This is a genomic window from Marinobacter sp. UBA2688, from assembly GCF_002352785.1.
In the GTDB taxonomy this organism is placed as follows: domain Bacteria; phylum Pseudomonadota; class Gammaproteobacteria; order Pseudomonadales; family Oleiphilaceae; genus Marinobacter; species Marinobacter salarius.
In genome coordinates this window covers 45,501-61,945 of record NZ_DELU01000008.1, presented here as the reverse complement: position 1 = coordinate 61,945, position 16,445 = coordinate 45,501, and the positions used below count along the sequence as shown (strand labels likewise).

General features: G+C 58.0%; 13 protein-coding genes. 5 read left to right on the top strand and 8 right to left on the bottom strand.

The features are described from left to right. Positions 1-4: 4 nt before the first annotated feature. From B3M52_RS03870 to B3M52_RS03840, 7 genes are read right to left on the bottom strand one after another with little or no spacing between them, the layout of a single operon-like run. Positions 5-556, bottom strand: coding sequence for a hypothetical protein (locus B3M52_RS03870; protein WP_036205193.1), 552 nt, complete (start codon positions 554-556; stop codon positions 5-7). Positions 557-576: 20 nt separating this feature from the next. After that, positions 577-1,743: a DUF3570 domain-containing protein gene (locus B3M52_RS03865; protein WP_083637249.1), complete on the bottom strand. Its 1,167-nt coding sequence runs from the start codon at positions 1,741-1,743 to the stop codon at positions 577-579. After that, positions 1,730-1,969 carry a DUF4266 domain-containing protein gene (locus B3M52_RS03860; protein WP_075196256.1) on the bottom strand — a complete coding sequence of 80 codons (240 nt, stop codon included), beginning with the start codon at positions 1,967-1,969 and terminating at the stop codon, positions 1,730-1,732. The genes B3M52_RS03865 and B3M52_RS03860 overlap by 14 nt, the downstream gene beginning before the upstream one ends. Before the next feature lie 18 nt (positions 1,970-1,987). Next, on the bottom strand, positions 1,988-2,485 hold the full coding sequence (locus B3M52_RS03855) for a TlpA family protein disulfide reductase (protein WP_007153661.1): 498 nt from the start codon (positions 2,483-2,485) through the stop codon (positions 1,988-1,990). Between the two features lie 15 nt (positions 2,486-2,500). Beyond that, a complete protein-coding gene (locus B3M52_RS03850) occupies positions 2,501-3,148 on the bottom strand; it encodes an outer membrane beta-barrel domain-containing protein (protein ID WP_075196257.1) in 648 nt (215 codons plus the stop codon). Next, entirely contained in the window at positions 3,118-3,873 is a 756-nt protein-coding gene (locus B3M52_RS03845) for an SH3 domain-containing protein (RefSeq protein ID WP_075196258.1), read from the bottom strand. The genes B3M52_RS03850 and B3M52_RS03845 overlap by 31 nt, the downstream gene beginning before the upstream one ends. Before the next feature lie 20 nt (positions 3,874-3,893). Beyond that, positions 3,894-6,542 carry a hypothetical protein gene (locus B3M52_RS03840; protein WP_256713626.1) on the bottom strand — a complete coding sequence of 883 codons (2,649 nt, stop codon included), beginning with the start codon at positions 6,540-6,542 and terminating at the stop codon, positions 3,894-3,896. 397 nt (positions 6,543-6,939) lie between these two features. Between B3M52_RS03840 and B3M52_RS03835 the strand changes: the two genes are divergently transcribed. From B3M52_RS03835 to B3M52_RS03825, 3 genes are read left to right on the top strand one after another with little or no spacing between them, the layout of a single operon-like run. Continuing rightward, positions 6,940-8,019 (top strand): hypothetical protein, encoded by a 1,080-nt coding sequence (locus B3M52_RS03835; RefSeq protein ID WP_227517898.1) that lies wholly within the window; start codon positions 6,940-6,942, stop codon positions 8,017-8,019. 6 nt (positions 8,020-8,025) lie between these two features. Continuing rightward, positions 8,026-10,560 carry a LamG domain-containing protein gene (locus B3M52_RS03830; protein ID WP_075196261.1) on the top strand — a complete coding sequence of 845 codons (2,535 nt, stop codon included), beginning with the start codon at positions 8,026-8,028 and terminating at the stop codon, positions 10,558-10,560. 12 nt (positions 10,561-10,572) lie between these two features. Further along, the gene (locus B3M52_RS03825) at positions 10,573-12,129 is read left to right on the top strand and encodes a hypothetical protein (protein WP_041334188.1); all 1,557 of its coding nucleotides are present in this window, start codon (positions 10,573-10,575) and stop codon (positions 12,127-12,129) included. 46 nt (positions 12,130-12,175) lie between these two features. Here the strand turns inward: B3M52_RS03825 and B3M52_RS03820 are convergent, their stop codons facing one another. After that, positions 12,176-13,135, bottom strand: a complete 960-nt coding sequence (locus tag B3M52_RS03820) for an FAD:protein FMN transferase (RefSeq protein WP_075196262.1) — start codon at positions 13,133-13,135, stop codon at positions 12,176-12,178. 278 nt (positions 13,136-13,413) lie between these two features. Here B3M52_RS03820 and B3M52_RS03815 point away from each other — a divergent pair, with 278 nt between their 5' ends. After that, positions 13,414-15,027 carry an alpha-glucosidase family protein gene (locus B3M52_RS03815; RefSeq protein ID WP_075196263.1) on the top strand — a complete coding sequence of 538 codons (1,614 nt, stop codon included), beginning with the start codon at positions 13,414-13,416 and terminating at the stop codon, positions 15,025-15,027. A 36-nt stretch (positions 15,028-15,063) separates the two neighbouring features. Then, positions 15,064-16,179: a maltose/maltodextrin ABC transporter ATP-binding protein MalK gene (gene malK / locus B3M52_RS03810; RefSeq protein WP_075196264.1), complete on the top strand. Its 1,116-nt coding sequence runs from the start codon at positions 15,064-15,066 to the stop codon at positions 16,177-16,179. The last annotated feature ends 266 nt before the right edge of the window (positions 16,180-16,445 follow it).

Below are 16,445 nucleotides of genomic sequence, written 5' to 3'. Positions count from 1 at the left end.
CGCGTTACTCCCACTCAACAATCGCCACTTCGGGCTGGTAATCAGATGAGCGGTCGCGGATGCGGACCTCCAGGGCAGCGGTATCCGTATCCTTCTGCAATTGATAGGTCGCGGCCTGCTTATAGGCGCGGTTATCCGGGCCAATACCCTCAACAAACACCGTCACCTCGTGTTCGCCCGTCTTGAGGTTACCGATGTGCAGGCGCTGCATACCGCCACGCTGCAATGCTTTGGCCTGACGCTCGGTATACAGGTGCGCGGCAACGGTTTCGTCATTGACCTTGAGTTTCACCGAATCCAGCTTGAGGAATTCGCCGGTGTCGAGGCTGAGAAACACCGCAAACTGGGTACTCGCGGGATACAGCAGGTCCTCTTCCAGAATGAACAGGTCCCGGTTCAGGCGGATCACCTGCTTTTTCAGCTCTTCAACGCTCAACGAGACCGCACCGTCGCCGGTTTCGGCTTCGCTATTGTCCTGGGCCATGGCTGCCGGCTGCCAGAACGCCAGTGCCAGGCTGACAATGTGCAGTGCGAATGTGTTCTTCAAGGTCATCATGTTGAATCGTCCCGACCTGGTCAGTATTCAAGAATCAGCGATGCCCGGGTTACGAAGGCATCGAACGAATAAAGGGGCTCCTGCCCCGGCAGGAAATCGCCGGACACAGTGACATCCCGGAAGTTGTCATAGCTGAAATCGAGCCAGTCCACCAAGAGGCTCGCCTGTAGGCGCTGGATGCCCGGCAACGAAGTCTGTTTCCACTCGTACACCACGCCGCCACCAAGGGTAGTGCCGGAAAACGCACTCATTTCCTTGTCGCGCGCCAGGTGGGTCTGGGAGTTTTCGAAGGCGTAGAGGTCGCTGTAGAAATCCGCCTCATCCTGGACGTAGTATCGGGCACGTCCCTCCAGCGTCCAGCGCGGATTCAGGGCGTGAACGTAAGCGAGCTCGAAGGTCTGGGCGTCAATGCCCCAGCTGTCACTGAAATAACGGAACTCACCGCGAATCGATGCCCGATAAGGCAGGTAATACAGGGCCCGGGTGGCCACGGAAAAACTGGTGCGGGTTTCCGGGTAACGCTCAGGCTGGTCAAGAATAAATTTGGTGGGGTCGTTCGGGTCGATATAGCGATTTCGGCGGTAGGGGTTCTCCAGGAAGCCTTCGTCCGTCACCACTTCCAGGTCAACGCCCAGCAGGCTGTTGCGGGTCATGACCTGACTCAGACCGAGTTGGTAATTCTGGCGATCAGCGTCTTCGCTGAACGATTCGTCCCCCCTGACACCCACCTCGTCCTGTCCCCGCGCATAACCCAGGGTGACCGTGGACATGCCGCCGAAGAATTCCTGGCTGACGGAAAAGTAGACGGTGTTGGCTTCGTAATCGTTCTCTGAGCTGTTGGTGTAACCCAGGCTCAGGATGGAGTCCTCATGGAGGTAATCCACCCCGAGGGTGTATTCCGTGCGCTCTTCGGTGTATTCACTGGCCAGCGCCACCACATCCACGGACGCGGCGGATACCATGTCCACGTAATACTGGCCGGACACCGACACCTGGGGGCCCACGCTCTTGCGCACCAGCACGGAGGGGCCATCAATGACCATGCCACCGCCATCATAGCGATGATAAAGGACATCCACGTTGTCTTGCGGCAGCGTTGCTGCGGTGGCGATCTGTACAAACGCCATCGCACACGCCAGCCCCTTTACCAGCACAGGGAACAGCCGGGAGCAATCAGTTACAGCCACAACCACCTCCGGAGCCGCCTTCCGCCCCCCTTGCGGATTCACGGACCTGGTACACGTGATGCATATAGGCGTCCGCTTTTCCATGCCGGCTCAGGCTCATGACCGGGTCCGCGAGCTTGTCCCGCTCATAGGGCTTCACCCAGGGCTTGATGTCACTGCAACCGGCCGCCCCCGCCGTCATTAGGATCACGATTGCCGATGCCATCACTGCTTTGAAAGGGTTCATACACTCACCTGCCTCAAGCTATTCCCGCACCAGTTGCCGGATCTGCGTTTCGTATTCGTCTTCATAGCCGGGCTGGTAGCCATGATGGAGAAAACGTGCGTTGCCATCGCGGTCAATCATGACCGTGGTCGGCATAGCCTGCACTTCGTACTGTTCGCTGACATCGCTCTGCGGGTCATAAAGGATCGGATAGCTGACTGGCACCTTGTCCAGGAAACGGTGTGCCTCGTCTCGGTTCTCATCCACGTTGACCGCCAGGATGGTGAAACCGAGATCCTTGTACTGAGCGTACAGGTCATCCATCAATGGCATTTCCTGACGACAGGGCCCGCACCAGGACGCCCAGAAGTTGAGCATTACCACTTCGCCACGGAAATCCTGTAGCCGCAGGTTCTCGCCCTGACGGCTTTCAAGAGTGAAGTCCGGCGCCGGAATGTTCATTTCCTCGGCCTGAACGGATGAAACGCCAACCAGCGTCGCCAGGGTCAGGGCCAATCCCAAAAACCGTGTTGTCATCATTGACTCCTGTTATCAGAAAAAGACAGAGAGGCCACCACTGACCTCAGTATTCATGGACGTTTTTTCCTCACCCAGCACATCAATCCGGTAAAAGTGTTCACGCACCCCCAGATGGATCGATACGCTGTCAGTCAGCAATACCTGGTAACCAGCGCCCACGTTGAAGGTAAACCGGGTGTCACCGGCAAAGTCCGTGGCACCGGCCCCGCCGATCAGGTAGAAGTTGGTATTGAAGGCATAGTTCTCGGTCAGGAAGGCCTCACCGGGCAGCACATTCATGCCAATATTGATGTTGTAGTAGCGGTAGTCCCGGTCTTCGTCCGACAACACCTGAACGTCCCCGGCGAGCTTTTCAAAGCTGGTTTCTCCGCCTTCGGCAAAGCCCACATTGGCTTCAAAAAAGAAGGTTTCGCTGAGGTGGTAGGTCAGCTTGCCACCCCACAGGAATGACGACTCAAAATCCTCGATATTGATGATGCCGGCGAACGCACCGATCTCGAAATTCTCGGTGTCGATCAACGCCTCATCGACCTTCTGGGGCCGCACATCCGGCTCGATCAATGGCCGGTCGTCCTCCTGGGCGCTGACAGCGGTTGGCACCAGCAGCAGGCCCGCAAACGGCAGGACGGTCAGAAGAATATGCTTAATCCGATTTTCCATTCTGTTGCTTCTTCGTTGGTTGCCCGATTGGTAAAAATCTTATAGTCCTTGACCTCGGCACGGATAAAATAGTTGTCCGTGACATAGGCGCGCAGGCCCAGGCCGGCGTGCCCAATGCTGTTATCCCGGTCTCCGGGGTCCGCCAGGGTGGCCTTGGGCTCGATGAAAATATGCCCCACGCCCAGCGTGAAGAACGGCGAAATACGCCAGTGCGGAAACGGCTGGTGAACGATGTTGGCGTTCACCATGCGAATTTCAGAGGCGCTTCCCAGTACCTGCGAACCCCAGAGCTCTGCCGACAGGTTGCGGGTCAGGAGATATCCGCCGTAAACCGCAGTTACCGCCGCGCCCTCGAACTCGCCCATCATCAACCCCGCCTCCCAACGGCGGCTGCTGAAATCATCAAAACGTGGATTACTGAGTGAGACCTGCTCGCCCTCGCCATCCAGCGTCAGTTGCACATCGTCCACATGCACCCAACCTTCACGGCCCTTACGGTCGGTGACTTTCAGCCAGGACGTCTTGCGCATGCGCAGCGTCAGCCACTCGCCCTTTTCGCTGGTATGGAACACCGGATAACCCACAGCCGGGCCGGTGCGCCACTCCACAAACGGTTCCGCCACCTGAACCTGGGGCATTGGCTCGTCGGCACCGCCCCACAGCCAGTCGGCGGCAGCGGAAAGGGGCGCAGTTAACATCAACAGCAGTATCAGGGCCAGTCTCATGGTTAACAGTTCGGGTCCTATCAGTCCGCCGGAGCATCAAAGGGGTTGTTGTAATACTGGCCACCGACATCAAGCCATTCGGCGAGGAGTCGCAGCTCGGCAGGGCTCATGAAGTCTTGGTGACTGCCACCGGCACGGAATCGATTGAAGAAGTTGCCGCTGGCACGGGCTCCATTGACGGACATGGTGGGAGGCACGTTGACGTTCACCAGGATGGGAATGGGATTATCGTCATCGTCCAGGATCAGCTCTCCATCTTCGTCCCGCAGGAACTCCCCGGATTCAACCTGCACGTCAACGAGCTGGTCACCGACCAACTCCTGTTCGTTGTCGTTAAACATCAACTCCCGGTAGGACTTGAAATGATCGGGCTCATCCGGGGAGGCGCCGTCGCTCAGATCCAGTTGTGCAATCGGCAACTGTGTTGCGTCGGCTGCATCGGTGTTCGAGTGGCACCCGGTACAGGTGTAGTTATCAACGTTGCCATTGCCGTCGTCAACGAGTCTCTCAAGCCCCCACAGCGGATGGATATGCTGCTCGTAGTTGATAACGGTCCGACAGGCGGCGCGCCAGTCATCGGCGCACTCAGGACGGATCGGCGCGGGCGTTTCAAGGTCCGCATAACTCAACGAGAAGCCTGTTCCCGGTGTGAGACTGGCATCATCGGGGTCTGTCCACTGATCGACATAGACAGCGTCCGGCCCGAGGCGACGGGTTCCGTTAATCCGGGCCCAGGTTTCCGCCATGGTTTCACCCATGTCTGCGAAGAGAGCGGGGTCGGTATTCGGGAATTCGATGCCGGTGGTCGGCGCGCCTGCGTAGACTGGGGCTGGCCCCGCATCCGGGCGACCATGAGGCACCGCGCTGCCAGGGTTATGGCAACCGCTGCAGGCCAGGGTTTCTCCGGGCCTGACGTTCAACCAGTTCTGGTGGCGGGGGCCAATCCGTCGTCCTTCATCGTCCAACACGCTGATGGCAAACGCGACGTTGGCGGGCACTGCCACCCGAACCGACCCATCAGGCTCGACCGGCACGTAGCCGAGAATTTCCCGCATCGACTGCGCCTGGCTGCGCCCAAATGCGGTGTTGTCGAAGTCCCTGACCTCTTCATCGGGAATTGAGACCGGCTTTTCGAGTCGAAGGAAGCGCCTGGGAAGGTTGTCCGGAGAAACAATCGCCGGATCGGCTGTCTGCCGAATACCCGCCGGAGAAGTATCAACGCCATCAATGTCGTAGACACTCTGGATTTGCAGTATGCCAAGACCATCCTCTGCAAGGGTCGCCGCATCGCCTGAGAACTGCGATTCGGGAATAAACGTCGGCAGGGACCTTTCGGTCATCAGTACCGCCTCGTCGAACTGTTGGCCTTCCTCGGGCGACTGAATCGGGCGCTGGGTGCCGGACGCCATATCAAGCAACCACAACCCGTAAACGGGAGCGGCGGCCCGATAGGCGCCCGAGGCAATCCGCTCCTGCGTGCAGTTGAGGATGTCGCCATTGCCAGTGGCAAGCCTCAGCCGGCATGGGCTCCAGCTAACGAGGTAGCGACGGGTGCCATCCAGAAACGGGGATACCGAGCTGTAGTTTCCGCGCAGCGAGATCTCATTGCCAAGGGACAACCCGCTGACCAACGGCGTTTGCGCCGAGCCGGGATTGCCGTCAACGCGGATGCCCGCCTCTACATAACGTTCGACATCAATCTCAACCGGAACCGCCCCAAAGTTGTTGGTTTCGGTAGGACGGAGCTGAGCCAGAAGTCGACCGGAATCCGTCGCCTGCGGGCGCAGATACTCAATGTTGACGTCATCGCTGACAGAGCCATGAGAGTGGCGGCCGTAAAGATAACTGAGCCCGGTGCCGTCCGGATTGACCTTATAGAGGTTGAATCCGTTGCCCTGGGTTTGGCCGGCATTGTCCCAGCGGCTAAATACGATGGCGCCTTCGTCCGTTACCAATGGGTCCAGATCGTGGCTCTGGTTGAACGTGATCTGCTCGATGTTGTCCCCGTCAGCATCCATCACGTGCAGGACAAAGGCCGGAACCTCGCGCTCCTCGTCAAGCGCCGGATACTGGGGCTTGCCCTCGTCCAGCAAAATCGCGCGAGACACCCGTTGCCTCGTGGAGGAAAAGACAATGCGGTCGTCAGGCAGGTAAGCAGGCGCGATATCCTGCCCTGCTTCGGCGGTGACGTTGGATTCGATAACGCGCCGGAGAGTGCCTGAAGATACGTCGTACTCCCAGATGTTCCAGGTTGGCTGTTCGTCCTCATCCGCGTCTTCAATCTCCGGCGCCCTCATGGCAAAGAGAACGCGAGTACCATCGTAAGAGACGGTGAGATCCTTGACGTCGTAGCCAAGCGGCCCCGGAAAAGCGGATGAAGTGATGTCTCGCGACGGCGCGTCGGGAGACGCGCGATCCTTCAGGAACAGGCGAGCGCCGGGACGAAACTCCGCAGGCTCGGCAAGGTTGTCACCGATGAGCGCGCCATTGTCCTCATCGAAAAGCAAGGGGCGTTTTACAAAGACGACCGGATTCTCAACAACCACAGGGTCACTGGACTGACTGTCGCCGCTCTGGAGACACCCTGCAGCCAGAGCGACAGGAAGAAGCGCGAATACCCGGCCCAGGACAGCGAGATGGTAACGTAACCCACTGACGCAAGAGAACATTTTATTTTCGTAATGTTTAGTCACCACCAACGAACCCTGTTTGGCCTGAAAATCCATTTACATACGCTAAGTCGAGACGGGGCCTGTGCTCCAAGCCTTTTACGTAACGCTATGTAATAACGTGGAGCAGCACTCAAAACCGCCGTTAATAGCTCGCCTAGACTTTGAACAATTGTAAAATGGTACTAATGTGCGAATGCTAACGAAATCGAGGGAATCGATCATGACAGTCTTATGTACGACCCGGCAACTTATAAAGAGGACATTTTTACTCACTGTCCTGCTGGCTTTGGTCGGAACGCACGCTACCATCGCAAGCGCTGGCCCGCGGGACCAGGCAAAACGCATCCATGAACGCATCGCCGGTGTTCCTCCGTCTCCGGAGGTGCTCGATCAGATGGCGGCAAATATAACCAACAATGGTGCGTCAGGCGCCGTTTCTGCCGCCTACACGGCCATGGAAGATCCAGCGTTTTACGATGTTACCCTCAAAAATTTCGTTGCACCATGGACAAATGAGGCGATGTCCCCCTTCGTGCCGTTGAATGATTACACGGCGACGGTCATCGGTATTGTGCGGGATAATCATGATTTTAGACGCGTCTTATATGACGACATACTCTATGTGGGCAACGCCAGCCTGAACGGCATCTCGGCATACTCAACGTCGAACAACGACAACTATGAGGACCTTGAGCGCTCCGGTTACTCCCTCAGTGATGACAACGTGCTGGAGCAAACCACACAGTCCAGCCTGAACTCCGAATTGCCCACGGGCGCCACGGCCGGTGTGATCACCTCCCGGGCCGCAGCGAGGGCGTTCTTCAGCGCGGGCACCAACCGCGCCATGTTTCGGTTTACCTTGCTCAACCACATGTGCAATGACCTGGAGCAGGTCGCGGACGTATCCCTGCCACCGGACCGCATCCGCCAGGATGTGTCGCGAAGCCCGGGTGGCGACAGCCGGGTATTCCTCAGCAACTGCGTTGGCTGTCATACCGGCATGGACCCCATGACCCAGGCCTTTGCCTACTACGACTACCAGTACAACGCGGACACGGACCCTGACGGCGAACTGGGCAGGCTGATCTACAACTCTGTTAGCGACGTGGACCCGGAAACGGGTACCCGCGTTGTCGCCAAATACCACATCAATTCAACCACCTTTGAGCAGGGATACGTGACGCCGGACGATGGCTGGGACAACTATTGGCGGTCCGGCACCAATCGGCGCCTGGGCTGGGATGGTTCCCTGCCCGGCTCCGGTAACGGCGCCAAGAGCCTGGGGCGGGAGTTTGCCAATTCCGACGCCTTTGCCCAGTGCCAGGTGAAAAAAGTATTCCGCAATGTCTGCCTGCGAGAGCCCTCAAACGATAGCGATCGCTCAAAGATTAGCGAAATCGTTACGAGTTTCCGCAGCGGGTACAACCTCAAAACTGCCTTTGCGGAATCTGCCGCGTATTGCCGGGGGGAATAGGACATTATGAAAACCATAATCAGTAAAGGAACCCGAGCCCCCGCTGCGCTGTTCTCCGTTATTGCCGCCCTGCTCTTTCTTGCGGGCTGTAACAGTGGCGAGTCTACCGAAGCCCTTCCGAACACCGGCGGCGGCTCCAATACCGTTAGCTATAGTGGCCCGCCCCCCGCCAGCGACGATGTACTGAATTTCAAGCGCAGCGTGTGGGATGAGCTTTCTGGCCAGAACAAGTGCGGCGCCTGCCACAACGCCGGCGGCCAGTCACCACAGTTTGTGCATGAGGGCGACATCAACATTGCCTACGCCCAGGCCAATACCATTGTTAATCTGTCCGACCCGTCCCAGTCCGAGATGGTGACCAAGGTAGCGGGTGGCCACAACTGCTGGACGACGTCCGTCACTGCCTGTACCGACCTGCTGACGGTCTACATTTCAAACTGGGCGGGTGGCTCGGAGGGATCGGTTAAAACGGTCGAACTTCGCGCTCCAAACATCCAGGACGTGAACAACACACTGACCTTTCCGTCAGACACCGACGACTTTGCAAACACCGTCTACCCAGTACTAACCCAGTACTGCAGCGAATGCCACACCAGCAACGGCCAGACACCCTACATTGCAAGCTCCAATGTCGGCATTGCGTACGATCAGTCCAAAAGCCGCATTGATCTGAACGACGGAAAAGATCCGGTCACCGATGAATGGATACTTACCGATGAAGCTTCTTCAAGGCTCGTAGAAAGGCTGAGAGACGACCGTCATAACTGTTGGGATGCTGAGTGCCTCGATTCTGCCACAGAGATGCTGGCTGCAATCCAGGCCTTCATTGATCGCCTCGGGGACCCGGAGCCAATCCCCTCCAACCTGGTGACCAGCAAGGCACTGAACCTCGCCAACGACGGTCTGTTGGCCAATGCCGGCGGCCGATACGAAGACAACGTCATCGCGCTTTACGAATTCAAAGCAGGCGACGGCCCAACGGCCTTTGATACCAGCGGTATTTCCCCACCCCTGGACCTGACGCTCAGCGGCAACGTTGGCTGGGTTGGTGGCTGGGGTATTGATATTGGCCCTGCCTTTGAAACCGAAGAAGGCGAAATGATCCGTGCCGGCAAGGCTCAAGGCTCCACTGCCGACAGCCGCAAGCTGCACACCCTGCTGACCGCCTCCGGCGAATACGCCATCGAAGCGTGGGTTGTGCCCGGCAACATCACCCAGGAAGACTCCCGCATCGTGACCTACTCCGGCTCCTCGACAGCGCGGAACTTCACGTTGGGCCAGGACATGCAGAGCTACGAGTTCCTGCATCGGAGCACCACCACCGACCAGAACGATCCAATGCTGACCGAAGCCAACCCGATGCTGTTGCAGGCGACCTTGCAACACGTGGTGGTGAACTTTTCACCGGACGGTGGCCGCGAAATTTTTGTGAATGGCGAACCCTCCGGTGATGTCGACCCGGATTCCGCCGGCCTGCTGACCGACTGGGACGACAGTTTCGCCCTGGTGTTGGGCAATGAGACGGACGGTGAATCGCCCTGGGAAGGCGCGGTCAGGATGCTTGCCATCCACAACCGTGCCCTCACCGCAGAGCAGGTTGCCGCCAACTACGACGTGGGCGTTGGCCAGAAGTTCTTCCTGTTGTTCAGCGTATCCCACCTGGTGGATATGCCGGAAAGCTTTATCGTCTTTGAGGTCAGCCAGTTCGACAACTACGGCTATTTGTTCTCAAATCCGTTCTTCATCAGTCTCGACGAGACCCAGTCTCCATCGGGTATACCATTGAAGGGCATGAGAATAGGCATCAACGGCCGCGAAGTGGTCGTAGGCCAATCGTTCGCCAACCTGGATCTAACACTGAATGCCAGTGATTACGTAGCAGGCTCCGGCCAGCCACTGTCGAGACTCGGCACGGTTCTCGCGCTGGAAGAAGGCCCGGAAAACGATCAGTTTTTCCTGACCTTTGAACAGCTCGGTAGTAACACAGACGTTCGAGTGGAAGGCCCTGTCCCGACGCAGCCACCAGAAACCGGTAGCACGGAATTCTCCGCCATCGGCCTGAAGACGTTTGACGAAGTGAATGCGTCCATGTCCAAGGTGACGGGTATTCCGACCACCCAGCCGGGCGTTGCCGAAACATTCACTACGGTTAAGCAGCAGTTACCGACCGTGGAGGACCTTGAAGGCTTCCTGTCATCCCATCAAATGGCGATTACCCAGATGGCGATCCAGTACTGTGATGTTCTGGTGTCGGATACCACGCGCCGCAACGCCTTCTTCCCGGGCTTTGACTTTGGCGAGAATGCGAGCACTGCGTTTGACGACGCCGGCCGGGATCTCATCAAAACGCCGTTGATGGAGAAGTTCGTCGGCACAAGCCTGACAACGCAACCGAGTGATGCGGACATTGAAGCCGAGCTGGACGCGCTGATGGGACGACTCACCACCTGTGGTGGTAGTTGCGAAGCCGGCCGTACCGAAACCGTTGTCAAAGCAAGCTGCGCAGCCGTACTGGGCAGTGCAGTGACACTGATCCAGTAGAGGACGTTGACCATGTATATCAAACCTTCTCGCAAACGTGCACTGGCGACGGATCAACCTCTCCTGCACAGCGATCACTCAAGACCGAAAACCCGACGCGAGTTCATCGCGCAGGGCTTTATGACCGGTGCAGCCACCCTCTGTGGCGCATCCGTGTTCAGCTTGTTCGCCAATCCACGACAGGCGGCTGCAGCGCTGTCTCCGGACCTTGAGGACTGGAAAGAATCCTGCGGCATCGCCTCCGCAGGCGCGGGCAAGATTCCCTTTATCTGCTTTGACCTCGCCGGCGGTGCCAACATCGCCGGCTCGAATGTGCTGATGGGCAAATCCGGTGGCCAGTTCGACTTCCTGAGCACGGCCGGCTACAACAAGCTGGGCTTGCCCGGCACGATGCTGCCCAACGACCCGGCCTTCGTGAACCAGGAGTTTGGCCTGGCGTTCCATTCCGACAGCGGTTTCCTGCGGGGCATGCAAGACAGCACGTCGATTGCCGCCCGTGGTTTCATCAATGGCGCCATCATTGCCGCCCGTTCCGAGAACGACACCGGCAATAACCCCCATAACCCGATGTACGGCATCAGCAAGGCGGGCGCTGACGGTGAACTACTCACACTTGTGGGTTCGCAGAGCTCAGAAAGTGGCGGCAACTCCATGGCGCCCATGAGCCTGATCAATCCTCAAGTACGCCCCACCAAGATTGACCGCCCGAGCGATGTTTCGGGGCTGGTGGACGTGGGCGACCTGACCGCCATTCTGGATCAGGACGATGCCGTCGCCGTGATGGAGTCCATCCAGCGCATCAGCCGCAAGAAACTGGACAATGTCGATACCACACTTGTCACCAGAGACGATGTGGTGAAGGACCTCGTCAACTGCGGCTATGTTAAAAGCGCAGACCTGACCGAACGCTTTGCCGATCCGTCTTCTATCGATCCATCTCAGGATACGGACATCGTGGGTGGCATTTTCACCGAAGCCCAGTTCAACGAAAACTCGCGGCTGGGCCGGGAAATCCGCAAAACAGCAGCCGTTATGAAACTGGTCCAGAATGGCTACGCCGGTGCCGGTACCGTTACGCTGGGTGGTTATGACTACCACACTGGCGAGCGTGGCACCGGTGAAGAGCGGGACTACCTGGCGGGCCGCTGCATGGGTGCCTGCCTGGAATACGCCCACCGGACGGGCACGCCGCTGATGCTGTACGTGTTCAGCGACGGCTCCGTATCAAGCAATGGTCGGCTGGACGAATCCATGGCCGGGCGCGGCAAAGGCGAGTGGACAGGCGACAACCAGCAGACGGCTGCGTCTTTCTTCCTGGTCTACAGCCCGGCAGGCCAACCCACTGCCCTCACCAACCAGATTGGCTTTATGCGCTCGGACGCCTCCGTGGAAACCGCCTCGAGCCCTGCGGCCAACAACGTAAACCAGTTGGTGCAGACGGTATTGCTCAACTACATGGCCCTGCATGGGGAACAAGGCATGTTCGAGAACTCCGATCGGTTCCCCAATCATGGCCTCGGGAATCAAAACAGCCGTGATCGGCTCATCGCCCTCGAACCGATTGTGTGACCCTGCGTGACCGGGCTTACGGGCCCGGTCGCACACCCCTTTTGCATCACTCCCTTTCCGGTGGCATCAGCCCGTCCGAATAATGCACCTGACGCTGTTCATCAATGATGACGGCGTCGATGCCCTTCAACCGATTGACCATTTCAAGCCCCTTGGCCGCCCCAAGCACAAAGACCGCCGTGGACAGGCCATCGGTTGTGATGCTGTCGTCGCCGAGGACAGTCACACTCTGTACGCCTTTTACCGGTTTTCCAGTCGCGGGCGAGAGAATGTGATGGACACGCTCGTTGTTGTCGTCAAAAAAGAAGCGCTCGTAATCGCCTGATGTCGACACTGCCACGTTGGTCAGTGGCAAAACCATGGCGTTGCGTGATTCGGATCGGGGGTCCCGGATACCCACTATCCAGGGCTTGCCGCGCTTATCACCCAGCAGCCGCAGGTCTCCCCCTGCGCTCAAGCGGGCGTGACGAATGCCGAACGATTTCAGGATGTCGATACCACGGTCAACGGCATACCCTTTGGCAATGCCACCCAGATCCAGCCGCACCCCCTCATCAAGGAATCGGACGCTATTGGCACTGGGGTCCAGCACTACTGATCTGTAATTCACCTTTGCCAAGCCTTCCGCCAGCTCTTCATCGGAGGGCTGTTGTCTGGCGCGAAAGTCGTACAGGTAGCCGATGGAACCAAAGCTGATGTCGAAGGCGCCATGGCTCAATTCAGAAATCCGCAGCGCCTGCTGAAGCACCGTAAAGAGACTGTCGCTCACCTCCACCGGTCCGTTGGCCGCCTCGCGGTTAACCCGGGACAGTTCGGAATCTTCCCGGTAACGGCTCATCTGACGGTCGATACGGTCGAACAAAGCCAGCACGGCATCTCCTGCCTCGCTGGCCACGGCCGGATCCTCGGTCCAGAACTCCATCTCTATGGCGGTGGTCATTGCCGTACCGCTCACACGTACCCATTCGGCCTGGGCCGGCATGGCCACAGTCAGCAGCGTGGCCATACCCCACGCCAACGTCCGTGCAACTGTCCCCTTATTTAACCATCCGTTGTTCACCACCCACCCTCGTTTCAATAATTGTGTTTGATCGTTGTTTTGATGCCAGCCCCTGACTCATCCCCTCTACGCCCCCCTCATCCCCCCGTCTACGCCAATAAAAAGTGCGTCAGGAGGATGAACAGCCGGGAGCATCGTCGCACTATGCATGAAAGCTATTCCAGCGGATGCTCTCCGCTCTCACAATAACAATCTTTCACCGCCAGGGTGTTAAGCGAGGCAAGATGATGAAAAACCCGGACTGGTGGCGTGGAGCCGTCATTTACCAAGTTTATCCACGCAGCTTCTACGATTCCAATGGCGATGGCATTGGTGACCTGCCTGGGGTTACTGCCAAACTCGATTACATCGCCAGCCTCAACGTGGATGCAATCTGGCTGTCACCCTTCTTTACCTCGCCGATGAAGGACTTTGGCTACGACGTCTCAGACTACCGCGGAGTGGACCCGATATTCGGCACCATTGAGGACTTCGATGAACTCATTGCCGAGGCCCACAAACGCGATCTGAAGATCATGATCGACCAGGTGTTGAGCCATTCCTCCGATCAGCATCGCTGGTTTACTGAAAGCCGCGCCAGCCGCGACAACCCGAAAGCGGACTGGTACGTGTGGGCAGACCCGAATGCCGACGGCACCCCACCTAACAACTGGCTGTCGGTGTTTGGCGGCTCCGCGTGGGCCTGGGACAGCCGCCGCAAGCAATACTACCTGCACAATTTTCTGACCAGCCAACCGGATCTGAATTTCCACTGCCCGGACGTGGTTGAACAGGTTTTGTCAGACGTAAAATTCTGGCTGGACCGCGGCGTGGACGGCTTCCGCCTGGACGCCATCAACTTCTGTTTCCACGATCCGGAACTGAGGGACAATCCGCCCAGCAACGCCGTTGCTGAAGGCTCCATTGGTGTGCGCAAGGAAAACCCTTACGCATACCAGTTCCACAAATACGATAAGACCCGCCCGGAAAACCTGGCCTTCCTGCAGCGCCTGCGTGCCCTGCTCGACCAGTATCCCGGCACGACTACCGTTGGGGAAATCGGCGACGACAACTCCCTGCAGACCATGGCGGAATACACCAGTGGCGGCGACAAGCTGCACATGGCCTATTCCTTTGATCTGCTGACAGAACAGCATGGAGCCGACTTTTTCCATAAGACCGTCGACTCCATCGAGAAAAAACTGACCGACGGCTGGCCCTGCTGGGCCATCGGCAACCATGATGTTTCACGGGTTGCTACCCGCTGGCAGGCGCGTTCGCCCGAACAGTTGAAAGCCTATATGGCAATGCTGCTGACACTCCGTGGCAGCGTTTGCATCTATCAGGGCGAAGAACTGGGGCTGACCGAGGCGGAGCTGGAATACAAAGACCTGGTGGACCCCTATGGCATCAATTTCTGGCCCGAATACAAAGGCCGGGATGGTTGCCGTACACCCATGGTATGGCACAACAAAGAGGCCAATGGTGGCTTCTCCGATGCACGCCCCTGGCTACCGGTTTATGATGAACACTACAGTGCTGCGGTGGCCGTTCAGCACGAACAGGAAAACTCCATCCTGCAGGCATACCGTACATTCCTGGGCTGGCGTGCACAGCAACCGGTACTGTTGAAGGGCGACATTGAGTTTCTGGACAGCCCCGAAAACACTCTGGTTTACACCCGGACTTATGAAGGCGCCACTTTCCTGGTCGCCCTGAACCTGACTGATCAGCAAGTTCGAATCACAGCTCCGGCCGCGGGCCAGAGAGTCAGCGGCGCGCCGGATTTTGTCGGCGGTTCCTGGAATGACCGGGAGCTGGAACTGCAGCCCTGGGGTGTGGAGATTGCAACACTCTGAGTCCGCTTTCACAGATCAAACAAGAAGACATACGTTATGGCCAGCGTCACATTAAGAAACATCTGCAAGAGTTATGACGAAACCCAGGTCACCCGCAATGTGAACCTGGATATCGACGACGGTGAATTTGTGGTGTTTGTCGGCCCCTCCGGGTGCGGCAAATCCACCCTGCTGCGAATGATCGCGGGGCTGGAGGACATCACCTCTGGCGACCTGTACATCGGCAACGACAAGGTCAACAACCTGCCTCCCAAGGAACGGGAAGTGGGCATGGTGTTCCAGTCCTATGCGCTATACCCCCACATGAACGTGGCGGAAAACATGGCATTCGGGCTCAAACTCGCCAAGACTGACAAGGCCGAGATTGACCGGCGCGTTAACGACGCCGCCAAACTGCTGCAACTGAACAACCTGCTGGAACGCAAACCCAAGGATCTGTCCGGTGGTCAACGCCAGCGGGTTGCGATTGGCCGCACCATCGTTCGGGAGCCCACGGTATTCCTGTTCGATGAGCCCCTATCCAACCTCGATGCCTCCCTGCGGGTGCAGATGCGCATCGAGATCTCCCGCCTGCACAAGCGGCTGGACGCCACCATGGTGTACGTCACCCACGATCAGGTGGAAGCCATGACCATGGCCGACAAGATCGTTGCCCTGGATAACGGCACCATCGCCCAGGTCGGCAAGCCCATGGAACTCTACCACTACCCCGCAACAAGGTTCGTGGCAGGCTTTATCGGTTCCCCGAAGATGAACTTCATCGACTGCACCGTGGAGAGTGCCTGCAGCCAGTCCGTAACCGTTACCATGCCCGGCAAACACTCTCTCGAACTGCCCATCAACGGCCATGAGCTGGCCGCTGGTGAATCTGTCACCGTGGGCATTCGTCCGGAGCACCTGAGCAACGACGAAGAAGCGGATATGTACCTGGACGGCGAAGTCACCGTCGTGGAGCGGCTGGGTTATCAGACCCTGGTGCATATGGACGTGAACGGCGTGGATGGCGTGATCACCATGCGCACCGACGGCAGCGACCCCGTCCAGGAAGGCTCGAAAGTCACCCTGGGCATCAAGGCCATCAAGTGCCACCTGTTCCGCGAAGACGGCAACGCCTGCCCCCGGCTTTACCGGGAACCCTGCATTGATTTCTGATCTGCTCTGACACCTTTTCAGGGGCCGGTTCCGTCACGTACCGGCCCCTTTTTTTGCCCTTTCAGTATCGTCTAATCTGGTCTGGCCTGGCCTGGCCGCCAAACAGGCTGGTAGGTCCTCCCGAAACACGCTGTGAATACACCCGGTTTATCGACTATTTCCAAGGTAGCTGAATAGTGGCGGAGGTCCTCCCGAAACCGTGCGGAGCCATGGATGGCGTAGCCGAGCGTACACGGACGTATTCACAGCGTGTTTCGGGAGGACCT

Excerpts from the sequence above, each read along its gene's own strand:
- B3M52_RS03870 (WP_036205193.1), bottom strand. The coding sequence starts at position 556 with ATGATGACCTTGAAGAACACATTCGCACTGCACATTGTCAGCCTGGCA.
- B3M52_RS03860 (WP_075196256.1), bottom strand. The coding sequence starts at position 1,969 with ATGAACCCTTTCAAAGCAGTGATGGCATCGGCAATCGTGATCCTAATG.
- B3M52_RS03855 (WP_007153661.1), bottom strand. The coding sequence starts at position 2,485 with ATGACAACACGGTTTTTGGGATTGGCCCTGACCCTGGCGACGCTGGTT.
- B3M52_RS03850 (WP_075196257.1), bottom strand. The coding sequence starts at position 3,148 with ATGGAAAATCGGATTAAGCATATTCTTCTGACCGTCCTGCCGTTTGCG.
- B3M52_RS03845 (WP_075196258.1), bottom strand. The coding sequence starts at position 3,873 with ATGAGACTGGCCCTGATACTGCTGTTGATGTTAACTGCGCCCCTTTCC.
- B3M52_RS03840 (WP_256713626.1), bottom strand. The coding sequence starts at position 6,542 with ATGTTCTCTTGCGTCAGTGGGTTACGTTACCATCTCGCTGTCCTGGGC.
- B3M52_RS03835 (WP_227517898.1), top strand. The coding sequence starts at position 6,940 with ATGGCGGCAAATATAACCAACAATGGTGCGTCAGGCGCCGTTTCTGCC.
- B3M52_RS03830 (WP_075196261.1), top strand. The coding sequence starts at position 8,026 with ATGAAAACCATAATCAGTAAAGGAACCCGAGCCCCCGCTGCGCTGTTC.
- B3M52_RS03825 (WP_041334188.1), top strand. The coding sequence starts at position 10,573 with ATGTATATCAAACCTTCTCGCAAACGTGCACTGGCGACGGATCAACCT.
- B3M52_RS03820 (WP_075196262.1), bottom strand. The coding sequence starts at position 13,135 with ATGGCCACGCTGCTGACTGTGGCCATGCCGGCCCAGGCCGAATGGGTA.
- B3M52_RS03815 (WP_075196263.1), top strand. The coding sequence starts at position 13,414 with ATGATGAAAAACCCGGACTGGTGGCGTGGAGCCGTCATTTACCAAGTT.
- malK (WP_075196264.1), top strand. The coding sequence starts at position 15,064 with ATGGCCAGCGTCACATTAAGAAACATCTGCAAGAGTTATGACGAAACC.